At 70.0% G+C, this 11323-nt stretch carries 9 protein-coding genes and 1 pseudogene; all 10 read right to left on the reverse strand.

Features of this window, described 5'->3' with window-relative positions:
- Nucleotides 1–197 precede the first annotated feature (197 nt).
- The gene (gene metK / locus G6019_RS07255) at nt 198–1409 is read right to left on the reverse strand and encodes a methionine adenosyltransferase (protein ID WP_107756522.1); all 1212 of its coding nucleotides are present in this window, start codon (nt 1407–1409) and stop codon (nt 198–200) included.
- Nucleotides 1410–1467: 58 nt separating this feature from the next.
- Nucleotides 1468–2748, reverse strand: a complete 1281-nt coding sequence (coaBC, locus tag G6019_RS07260) for a bifunctional phosphopantothenoylcysteine decarboxylase/phosphopantothenate--cysteine ligase CoaBC (protein WP_182612044.1) — start codon at nt 2746–2748, stop codon at nt 1468–1470.
- Entirely contained in the window at nt 2745–3029 is a 285-nt protein-coding gene (rpoZ, locus tag G6019_RS07265) for a DNA-directed RNA polymerase subunit omega (protein WP_017836841.1), read from the reverse strand. Before rpoZ ends, coaBC begins: the two co-directional genes overlap by 4 nt.
- A gap of 72 nt (nt 3030–3101) precedes the next feature.
- Nucleotides 3102–3707, reverse strand: coding sequence for a guanylate kinase (gene gmk / locus G6019_RS07270; RefSeq protein ID WP_107756524.1), 606 nt, complete (start codon nt 3705–3707; stop codon nt 3102–3104).
- Between the two features lie 7 nt (nt 3708–3714).
- Nucleotides 3715–4038, reverse strand: coding sequence for an integration host factor, actinobacterial type (gene mihF / locus G6019_RS07275; RefSeq protein WP_007631925.1), 324 nt, complete (start codon nt 4036–4038; stop codon nt 3715–3717).
- A gap of 419 nt (nt 4039–4457) precedes the next feature.
- Nucleotides 4458–5309: an orotidine-5'-phosphate decarboxylase gene (gene pyrF / locus G6019_RS07280; protein ID WP_182612043.1), complete on the reverse strand. Its 852-nt coding sequence runs from the start codon at nt 5307–5309 to the stop codon at nt 4458–4460.
- Nucleotides 5306–8668: a carbamoyl-phosphate synthase large subunit gene (gene carB, locus G6019_RS07285; protein WP_107756526.1), complete on the reverse strand. Its 3363-nt coding sequence runs from the start codon at nt 8666–8668 to the stop codon at nt 5306–5308. Before carB ends, pyrF begins: the two co-directional genes overlap by 4 nt.
- Nucleotides 8668–9888, reverse strand: a complete 1221-nt coding sequence (carA, locus tag G6019_RS07290; protein ID WP_182612042.1) for a glutamine-hydrolyzing carbamoyl-phosphate synthase small subunit — start codon at nt 9886–9888, stop codon at nt 8668–8670. Before carA ends, carB begins: the two co-directional genes overlap by 1 nt.
- On the reverse strand, nt 9885–10433 hold the full coding sequence (locus G6019_RS07295) for a PH-like domain-containing protein (protein WP_182612041.1): 549 nt from the start codon (nt 10431–10433) through the stop codon (nt 9885–9887). The genes carA and G6019_RS07295 overlap by 4 nt, the downstream gene beginning before the upstream one ends.
- A pseudogene (locus G6019_RS07300) lies at nt 10430–11323 on the reverse strand (dihydroorotase); the annotation flags it as partial. The pseudogene G6019_RS07300 and the gene G6019_RS07295, both read right to left, overlap by 4 nt.

Here is an 11323-nt window from a genome sequence, read left to right on the forward strand (position 1 = left end):
GGACGCGCGTCCCCGGGATCGCCTGATCGGCCAGGGATACCGGGACCAGGTAGTCGAACTCCCTGTCCAGGTGCGGAACTCCGAGCAGCGGAAGCACCCGGGCCACGGGGGCGTCAGCCGCCGCGACCCGGGCCGCCGGGCGAGTCGTGGTCACGGCCTCGGATCCTCGCACCCCGATCCGACACCCGGGGCGGTCGTCAGCGCCCGACGGCCTGCTTGAGTTCGTCGACGCGGTCGGTCCTCTCCCAGGGCAGGTCCAGGTCGGTCCGACCGAAGTGACCGTAGGCCGCCGTCCCGGCGTAGATCGGGCGCTTGAGGTCGAGGTCGCGGATGATCGCACCGGGACGCAGATCGAACACCGAGGAGACCGCCTCCTGCAGGACCGCGATGTCGACCTTCTCGGTCCCGAACGCCTCGACGAACAGCCCCACCGGGGCGGCCTTGCCGATCGCGTACGCGACCTGGACCTCGACACGCTCGGCCAACCCGGCCGCGACGATGTTCTTGGCGACCCACCGCATGGCGTACGCCGCGGAGCGGTCGACCTTCGACGGGTCCTTGCCGGAGAACGCACCGCCGCCGTGACGGGCCATCCCGCCGTAGGTGTCCACGATGATCTTGCGCCCGGTCAGGCCGGCGTCGCCCATCGGGCCGCCCAGGACGAACCGACCCGTCGGGTTGACCAGGAGGCGGAAGTCGCCGGTCTCGATACCGGCCGCGGCCTCGGCGAGGACCGGCCCGATGACGTGCTCGGTGAGGTCGTCGCGCAGCGTCGTCTCCAGGTCGATCTCGGGTGCGTGCTGCGTGGAGATGACGATCGTGTCCAGCCTGACCGCGCGCTCGCCGTCGTACTCGATGGTCACCTGGGTCTTGCCGTCCGGGCGCAGGTACGCCAGCGTGCCGTCCTTGCGGACCTCGGTCAGCCGCCGCGAGAGGCGGTGGGCCAGAGCGATGGGCAACGGCATGAGTTCCGGGGTGTCCGAGCACGCGTAACCGAACATCAGGCCCTGGTCACCGGCGCCCTGCCGGGCGATCGCGTCCTCGACCGGATCGCTGGAGGTCCGTGCCTCGTGGGAGGTGTCCACACCCTGGGCGATCTCCGGGGACTGCTGTCCGATCGAGATCGACACACCACAGGAGACTCCGTCGAAGCCCTTGTCGGAGGAGTCGTAACCGACCTCGACGATCTTCTCGCGGATGAGCTGCGGGATCTCGACGTACCCGGTCGTCTTGACCTCACCGGCCACGTGCACCATCCCGGTGGTCACCATCGTCTCGACGGCGACGCGGGCCTCGGGGTCCTGCGTCAGCATCGCGTCCAGGATGGCATCGGAGATCGCGTCACAGATCTTGTCCGGATGCCCCTCGGTCACGGACTCGCTGGTGAACAGCCGACGTGCCTGCGTCACAGTGGTTCTCTCTTCCTGGTGCCGGGTGCGTGTGATCGGTCGATCGCGTGGGGTCAGACTAGTCGGTGCGGTCCGTGGTGGTCCGCGCGGATGGTGACTCGGTCACGGACACCACCGCGTCGAGGATCCGCCCGGCCAGCAGATCCTTGCTCGCCCTGTCCACCGACACCTCCCCGCCCGCGGCGTCGAGGATCCAGCCGCCGTTCACGTCCTGTCCGAAGGTGGTGCCCCGCCCGACCTCGTTGACGACGAGGAGGTCGCACCCCTTCCGGGCGAGCTTCGCCCGGCCGTGGTCGAGGACGGACCCCGTCGAATCGCCGGTCTCGGCGGCGAACCCCACCAGGACGCAGCCCGCGGGGATCTCCCCGGACGCGCGGGCCGCGACGAGCCCGGCGAGGATGTCCGGATTGCGTTCCAACCGGATCTGGGCCGGTTCGGATCCGCTGTCCTTCTTGAGTTTGGAGGACGACACGTCGGTCGGGCGGAAGTCGGCCACCGCCGCGGCCTTGATCACCACATCGGCGTCGGCCGCGGCCGAGAGGGTGGCGTCCCGCATCTCGAGGGCCGAGTCGATGTGGATCGCCTCGACGGCGGCCGGCACCGGCAGATCGGAGGAGGTCACCAGGGTGACGCGGGCTCCCCGCGCCGCGGCGATCGCGGCGATGGCGTGTCCCTGTTTCCCGGAACTGCGATTGCCGAGGAAACGGACGGGATCGATCTCCTCACGGGTGCCGCCGGACGTCACCACGACGTGGCGCCCGGCCAGGTCCCACGGAAGGGTCCCGCCGTCGAGCAGCAGTCTCGACAGACGGGCGATGTCGGCGGGTTCGGGGAGCCGGCCGGCGCCGGTGTCGGATCCGGTGAGTCGGCCGGAGGCGGGGGGCATCACATGGACGCCGTCTGTGCGGAGGGTGGCGACGTTGCGCCTCGTCGCCGGGTGTTCCCACATCTCGGTGTGCATCGCCGGCGCGAGAAGGACCGGACACCGCGCGGTCAACAGGGTGGAGGTGAGCAGATCGTCCGCGCGCCCGGACGCGACCCGCGCGAGCAGGTCCGCGGTCGCGGGGGCGACGACGACGAGGTCCGCCCGCTGCCCGAGGGCGACGTGGCGGACCGAGGGAACGTCGGAGAACACACCGGTCGAGACCGGGTTGCCCGACAGGGCCTCGAAGGTGGCGGACCCGACGAAGTTCAGGGCCGCCTCGGTGGGGACGACGTCGACGTGGCACCCGGACTCGGTGAGGAGCCTGATCAGACCACACGACTTGTAGGCGGCGATCCCGCCCCCGACGCCGACGACGACGCGGGTACGGCGCCCATCGCCCCCGGGAGGGGTCACTCTCCCTCGGCGCAGTCGAGCAGGTCGGAATGGAGCTCGCGCAGCGCGATGGTCAGCGGCTTCTCGTGGAGCGCCGGGTCGACCAGCGGGCCGACGTACTCGAGGATGCCCTCCTCGATCTGGTTGTAGTACGAGTTGATCTGACGTGCGCGCTTGGCGGCGAAGATCACCAGTGCGTACTTGGAGGACGCCCGCTCGAGGAGCTCGTCGATCGGCGGATTGGTGATCCCGATCGGGGTGTCGTACAACGGCGCTGCCGGTGCTGCTTCGATGGTGGCCACTATGGGTTCTCCTCTGGGGTCCAGCCTGGGTGGTGCTCTGGCCTGTGTGGTGCTCGGGCGTCGGATTCGGCGTCAGTCTTGGCCGACCAGCAATGATACCAACTCATCGACCGCGGCCTCGAGTTCGTCGTTGACGACGACCTCGTCGAACTCGTCCCGCGCGGCCATCTCGACCTTGGCGGTCTCGAGCCTGCGGGCGACGACCTCGTGAGGTTCGGTACCTCTGCCCCGCAGACGGACTTCGAGCTCCTCCCACGAGGGGGGCGACAGGAACACGGTCCGTCCCTCCGGAATGGAGTCCCGGATCTGCCGGACGCCGGCGAGGTCGACCTCGATGAGGACCGGACGCCCCTCCGCGAGGGCGTGACGAACCGGCTCCGCGGGGGTACCCGAGAGCTGGAGACCGCGGTGGATCTCCGCCCACTCGAGCATCCGTCCCTGTTCGACGGCGCGACGGAACTCCTCCGTGCTGACGAAGTGGTAGTCGCGACCGTCGACCTCCCCGGGACGGGGGTCCCGGGTGGTCATCGACACGCTGAAGAAGAGGTCCGGGACGCGATCGCGGAGGCGCGCCACGACAGTTGACTTGCCGACGGCGGAGGGGCCGGCCAAGACGATCAGCCGGCCCCTCTTCGCCGCCGCTTCCGGGGACGAGACCCCGGACGACGGTGTGTTCATGCGTCGATCAGTCGACCGTGAAGTCGAACCGCTCGAGCAGTGCGCGGCGCTGGCGATCTCCGAGACCACGCAGGCGACGCGTCGGTGCGATCTCCAGCTCGGTCATGATCTCCTGCGCCTTGACCTTGCCGACCTTGGGCAGGGCCTCGAGCAGCGCCGAGACCTTCATCTTGCCGAGGATCTCGTCACTCTCGGCATCCTTGAGCACCTGCTTGAGGTCGGTGCCACCACGCTTCAGGCGCTCCTTGAGCTCAGCCCGGGCGCGACGGGCGGCAGCCGCCTTCTCCAGAGCAGCGGCGCGCTGCTCATCGGTCAACTGGGGAAGGGCCACAATTCCTCCGTCTCGTTCGTGTGTGTCTCATGACTCACGCGGGTGTCCACCGTAGGACATCCACGTGTGGTGTGCGGTGACCGTCCCCGGCGCGTCCGCGGGCTGCGGAGCGCGTCCGGGAGCGGGCGCTCCCTCGTGCTCACCGTACCCGGGCGAGTCCGCCCCCCTCGCGGGAGACCGGCACGGCGTCGGGCCTGATGACCTCAGCAACAGTACGCGGCCGAGTGGCCTCGTCCTCGCGCGGGGCCCGGCGTGGCACCCCGCCTGAACTGCGCATTGACGTGTGAGGTGAGGAGAAGACTAACGTCGGCGGTCCGCCGCCGCGAACCGAACCGCCCGAAATCGCGCGACCGCGTCATGGATCAGCGCGGCACACGGGGCCCCTGTGACTCCAGCCGACCGCTGGGACGGCTGACGAGTCAGTCGGATCCGGCGAACCGGTAGGTCTCGGCCAGGTCGCGGACCACCGCGCGCATCGCCCCGACGTCCGGACCGGAACGCAGGACGTGCCGGGAGACGTTGACGAGGGTGCGGGGTAACGCGGGTCCGGCGATCCTCCGGACGTCCTCGGCGGTCCCCCCCTGCTCCCCCACCCCCGGCATGAGAACCGGACCGGAGAGATCGTCCAGTCGCGGAGGCTCGGCGACCGTCGCGCCCACCACCACACCGAACGAGCCCGGCGCCCCGGGCCCCGACGCGGCGTTCCGGTGGCCCACCTCGTCCACCACCATCTGCGCGACCGTCCCGGAGGGCCCGGTGGCCGCCTGCAGTCCCACCGCCTCCGGGTTGGAGGTGCGGGCCAACACGAACAACCCGCGGTCGTTCGCCGTGGCGGCGTCGAAGGCCGCGTCGAGCGATGCCACCCCGAGGTACGGGGACACCGTGAGCGCGTCACACGCCAGAGGTGAGCCCTCCGCCAGCCACGCCCGTGCGTACCCGGCCATCGTCGAACCGATGTCCCCGCGCTTGGCGTCCGCGATCGACAGAGCTCCGGCCTCGACGATCGACGCCAGCACCTCCTCGAGGACCGCGAACCCGGCGGATCCGTGCTCCTCGAAGAACGCCACCTGGGGTTTGATCGCCGGCACGAGATCCCCGAAGGCCTCCAGCGATCGACGGGAGAACTCGCGGACACCCACGGCGTCCACACCCAGCCCCCAGGCCTCGAGGAGAGCCGGGTGCGGGTCGATGCCCACGCAGAGGTTTCCCCGGGCCCGGACCGCGCCGTGGAGCCGCGCCCCGAAGGAGACCCGGGACGTTCCGTCGGTCATCGGGCGGCGAACCCGCTGTGCAGCTCCTGCAGGGGGCTGACGGTGACGTCGCCGCGCCGGATCGCCTCGATACCGTGGACCGCCGCGGTCGCGCCCTGGACCGTGGTGACACACGGGACCCGCCGGGTGATCGCGGCCGAACGGATCTCGTGTCCGTCGGCCCTGGTGCCCCCGGTGGAGGAGGCGATGTTCAGGATCAGGTCGACCTCGTCCGCGTGGATCCTGTCGACGATCGTCCGGACCGGGTCACCCTTGTCGTCGACCGGCCCACCCCCGGCCTCGGTGAGTTTCGCGACGGTCTCGCAGGCGATCCCGTACCGCCGGAGCATGAGCGCGGTGCCCTCGGTGGCCAGGACGGTGAACCCGAGCGCGGCCAGCCGTTGCGCCGGGAACACCATCGAGCGCTTGTCCCTGTTCGCGACGGAGACGAACACGGTCCCGGACGTCGGGAGCACCCCCTCGGCCGCGAGCTGGCCCTTGGCAAAGGCGACGGCGAAGTCGGGACCGATGCCCATGACCTCCCCGGTCGACTTCATCTCCGGACTCAGCAGTGAGTCCACGGGGTTGCCCTCGGGTGTGCGGAAGCGGTTGAACGGGAGGACCGCTTCCTTGACCGCGACGGGCGCGTCCGCCGGGAGCGATCCGCCGTCCCGGTCGGACGGCAGGAGGCCTTCGGCCTTGAGCTCGGCGATCGTCTCGCCCATCATGATGCGGGCGCACGCCTTGGCGAGGTGCACGCCGGTCGCCTTGGAGACGAACGGCACCGTGCGACTGGCCCGGGGATTGGCCTCCAGGACGTACAGCACGTCGTCCTTGATCGCGTACTGCACGTTGAGCAGTCCCTTGACGCCGATCCCGAACGCCAACGCCTCACTGGAACGGCGCACGCGATCGATGTCGTCCTGCCCCAGGGTGATGGGCGGGAGCGCGCAGGCGGAGTCGCCGGAGTGGATACCGGCCTCCTCGATGTGTTCCATGACGCCACCCAGGTAGACCTCGGTGCCGTCGCACAGCACGTCCACGTCGATCTCGACCGCGTCATCGAGGAAGCGGTCGACCAGGACGGGACGATCCGGGCTGATCTCGGTGGCACGATCGATGTACGACCGCAGTGAGTCCTCGTCATAGACGATCTCCATCCCCCGTCCACCCAGGACATACGAGGGGCGCACGAGGACGGGGTACCCGATCCGGGCCGCGATCTCCGTGGCCTCCGTGGCGTTGATGGCGGTGCCGAACGCGGGTGCGGGCAGACCGGCCCTGACGAGGACCTCGCCGAACTCTCGGCGGTCCTCCGCCAGGTCGATCGCCGAGGGGCTGGTGCCCACGATGGGGACACCGGCCTCCTCGAGCTGCGCCGCCAGGCCCAGCGGGGTCTGGCCACCGAGTTGGACCAGGACACCGGCGACGGTGCCCGACTCGGTCTCGGCGTGGTAGACCTCCATGACGTCCTCGAACGTCAGCGGCTCGAAGTACAGGCGGTCGGCGGTGTCGTAGTCGGTCGAGACCGTCTCGGGGTTGCAGTTGACCATGACCGTCTCGTACCCGGCCTCGGACAGGGTGAGCGCGGCGTGCACGCAGGAGTAGTCGAACTCGATGCCCTGGCCGATCCGGTTGGGTCCCGAGCCCAGGATGATGACCTTCTCGCGCTCGGTCTGCGGCGCGACCTCGGACTCGGCGGCGGGGTCGAGTTCGTAGGTCGAGTAGTGGTACGGGGTCTTGGCCTCGAACTCCGCGGCACAGGTGTCGACCGTCTTGTACACGGGCCGCACCGCGAGGCGGTGACGCAGGCGCCGTACGCCCTCGGGGCCGGCGAACTCCGGCCGCAGGGCCGCGATCTGGGCGTCGGACAGTCCGTTGTGCTTCGCGCGCCGCAGGAGCGCGGCATCGACCACGGGCGCGTCGACGATCTCCTGACGGAGCTCGACAAGGGCGGAGATCTCCTCGAGGAACCACGGGTCGAGTCCCGATGCCTCGTGGACCTGTTCGACGGTCGCGCCGAGGCGCAGCGCGAGTTCGACGTCGTAGATGCGGCCCTCGGTCGGGCGCACCAGGTCGGCGAGGACGGCGTCGACGTCGGTCGACCGGCCGGGCGCGATCGTCTCGTCGGGCAGCGTCCAGAAGCCGGCGGCCTTGGTCTCCAGGGACCGCATCACCTTGCCGAGCGCCTCGCGGAAGTTGCGGCCCAGGCTCATCGCCTCGCCCACCGACTTCATGGTGGTGGTGAGGGTGTCGTCCGCGCCGGGGAACTTCTCGAAGGCGAACCGCGGAGCCTTGACCACCACGTAGTCCAGGGTCGGTTCGAAGCACGCCGGGGTCTCACCGGTGATGTCGTTGGTGATCTCGTCGAGCGAGTACCCGATGGCGAGGCGGGCGGCGATCTTGGCGATGGGGAAGCCGGTGGCCTTGGAGGCCAGGGCCGAGGACCGGGAGACGCGCGGGTTCATCTCGATCACGACGAGCCGGCCGTCCACGGGGTTGATGGCGAACTGGATGTTGCACCCCCCGGTGTCGACGCCGACGGCGCGGAGGATCGCGATCCCGATGTCGCGCATGTCCTGATACTCGCGATCAGTCAACGTCATGGACGGCGCGACGGTGACCGAGTCGCCGGTGTGGACCCCGAGGGCGTCGACGTTCTCGATGGAGCACACCACGACGACGTTGTCCTTGTTGTCCCGCATGAGCTCGAGTTCGAACTCCTTCCACCCGAGGATCGACTCCTCGATGAGGACGTTCGCCGTGGGCGAGGCGGACAGGCCGCCGCCGGCGATCCGCTCGAGATCCTCGGTGGTGTAGGCCAGGCCGGAGCCGAGCCCGCCCATGGTGAACGACGGTCGGACCACGACGGGCAGACCGAGTTCGGCGACGGTCGCGTGGACCTCCTCCATGGTGTGGCACACGGCGCTGCGCGCGGAGTCACCGCCCACACTCGCGACGATGTCCTTGAAGGTCTGCCGGTCCTCGCCGCGGTTGATGGCGGGGATGTCGGCGCCGATCAGTTCCACGCCGTGCTTGGCGAGTATCCCCTGGGCATCGAGCTGCATGGCGGCGTTGAGCGCGGTCTGACCCCCGAGGGTCGCCAACACCGCGTCGACGGGGTGCCCGTCGGCCGCCTCCTTGGTGAAGATCTTGTCGATGTACTCGGGCGTGATCGGCTCGATGTAGGTGCTGTCCGCGAACTCGGGGTCGGTCATGATCGTCGCCGGGTTGGAGTTGACGAGCGTGACCCGCAGGCCCTCGGCACGGAGCACCCGGCACGCCTGCGTCCCGGAGTAGTCGAACTCACACGCCTGGCCGATGACGATCGGTCCGGAACCGATGACGAGGACGTGGTTGATGTCTGTGCGGCGGGGCATCAGTTCGAGCCCTTTCTGGAGTCTGCGGAACCGTCGGCGGCGTCGCCCGACGCTGAGTCGAGCAGGCTGACGAAGCGGTCGAAGAGATCGGCGGCGTCGCGGGGACCTGCCGCGGCCTCGGGGTGGTACTGGACGGAGAACGCCGAGCCGTCGGTGAGGGCGACGCCCTCGACGGACCCGTCGTTCGCGCACACGTGCGTGACCGTGGCCGTGCCCCAGGGTGTCTCCCAGGTCTCGGTCTCCGGCGCACGCAGGGCGAACCCGTGGTTCTGGGACGTGATGGCGACCGTCCCCGTGGCCTTCTCCACCACCGGGATGTTGATGCCGCGGTGGCCGAACCTCATCTTGTAGGTCTCGAGTCCGAGCGCCCTGCCCAGGATCTGGTTGCCGAAACAGATCCCGAAGAACGGGATCCCCTGGCTCAGGACCTCCTTGGTCAGGTGAACCGCGGCGTCGGCGGTGGCCGGATCTCCCGGCCCGTTGGACAGGAAGACCCCGTCCACGTCGAGATCGAGGACGTCCTGCAGGGTCGAGTCGGAGGGCAGGACGTGCACCCGCACGCCGCGTGCGGTGAGCATGCGGGGGGTGTTGGTCTTGATCCCCAGGTCGAGCGCGGCCACCGAGTGGCGCACCCGGCCTTCGGGCTCGACGACGTAGGGCGTGTCCGTCGAGACCTCCCCGGCGAGGGAGGCCCCGGCCATGGGCTCCTGATCGCGGACGATCGCGAGCATCGACTCGTCGTCCACCACGGCGTCACCGGAGAAGATGCCGGCCTTCATGGCCCCGAGCTCCCGGATGTGGCGGACGACCGCCCGGGTGTCCACGTCGGCGATCCCCACGATGCCCTGGGCGAGCATCTCGTCCTCGAGCGTGCGCTCGGACCGGTGGTTGGAGGCCCGCCGTGACAGGTCACGGATGACAAGGCCCGCCACCCAGATCCGACCGCCGCCGTTCCTGCCGTCCAGGAGCGACTCACCGTCCTCGTCGTTCCATCCGGTGTTACCGATCTGCGGAGCGGTGCTGACGACGATCTGGCGGTGATAGGACGGGTCGGTCAGGGTCTCCTGGTAGCCGGACATGCCGGTCGTGAACACGGCCTCGCCGAGCGTCGTCCCGGTCGCCCCGAACGCGGTTCCTCGGTGGATGCGACCGTCCTCAAGGACGAGCGCGGCGGGGTGGCGACCCCCCGGTGCGACGGTGGTTCCGTGGTGCGGTGTCACTTGTTCTCCTCGGTGGTGGAGCTGGGGGTGTCCGGCCGGGGGGTCGGAGCGGCGTCTCCGCGCAGCTCCTCCCAGCGGGGGTACGTGTCCTTGTCGTCGGCCCGGAAACCGGAGTCGATCAGAGTGGTGCCGTCCGGGCCTGCGACCTGCCACCGGGCGACGAGGATCCCACCGCCCGGCACGGTCTTGTTGGCGAGCGCCGAGGCGCGTCGGACGGTCTGGAGGTCGGATCGGGGGATCCAGACGGTTGCGTCGGCGAGGTCGAGCCGCAGCCCACCGGTGAACGCGGTGAGGGTTCCGGCCGATCGGTGACCGAGCGGCGCGCGGGCGATGCGTGCCTGCCAGTCCCCCGCCACGGTGCTCCCGATGTACACGCCGGTCAGCGGGCCCAGGATGACATCACCGGTCTCGGCCGGCGCCTCGGGCAGGGCGTCGAACAGGCCTGCCTGGGATCGCGTCCGGTTGCGCCACCCCCGGATCATCAACCCGAGTACGCCCAGGAAGACCAGGATGACGATGATCAGGGTCCAGATGTCCTGTGTCATGCGAGTACCTCTCCGTCGCGGTTGGTCATGCGACCCCGGTACACGGTGGCCACGACCCGCGCCGCGAACGTCATCCCCTCATACGGGGTGTTGGCGGACAGACTTGCGAGTTCTTCCCCCACGACGGTCCACGGGGAGTCGGGATCCACGGCGGCGAGGTTCGCGGGCTCCCCCACCGCGATCGGCCGCCCCTGGTCCGGGAGACCGGCGATCTCGGCGGGGCGCGAGCTCATCACGCGGGCCAGATCGCGCCAGGTCATCTCCCCCGACTCGACCAGCAGGGCCGCCACGATGGGCAACGCCGTCTCCAACCCGAGCATGCCCGGGCGGGCGGCCGCGAACTCGCAGCACTTCTCCTGGGCGGCGTGGGGGGCGTGGTCCGTGGCGACGCAGTCGATCACGCCGGACACGAGCGCGTCACGCAGGGCGAGGGTGTCGTGGGCTTCGCGGAGAGGCGGGTTGACCCGGTAGACCCCGTCGTAGGACTCGAGTCTCGTGTCGTCGAGCAGCAGGTGATGGGGGGTGACCTCCGCGGTGATCGAGATCCCCTGTGCCTTCGCCCACCTCAGCAGCTCGACCGTCCCCGTGGTGGAGGCGTGGCAGATGTGGACGCGCGCGCCGGCGTCCCGGGCCAGTATCGCGTCGCGCGCGACGATCGACTCCTCCGCCGAACGCGGCCAGCCGGTCAGCCCGAGGCGGGCGGCCGTGGGTCCCTCGTGTGCCACCGCACCCTTGGTCAGGCGCGGCTCCTCGGCGTGCTGCGCGATCAGCACGCCGAGGCCCGCCGAGTATTCGAGGGCGCGGCGCATCACCAGCGGGTCGTAGACGCACATGCCGTCGTCGGAGAAGATCCGGACTCCGGCCTCGCCCGCGGCCATCTGGCCCATCTA

Origin of the sequence: Dietzia sp. DQ12-76 (assembly GCF_014145045.1) — a bacterium.
In the GTDB taxonomy this organism is placed as follows: Bacteria; Actinomycetota; Actinomycetes; order Mycobacteriales; family Mycobacteriaceae; genus Dietzia.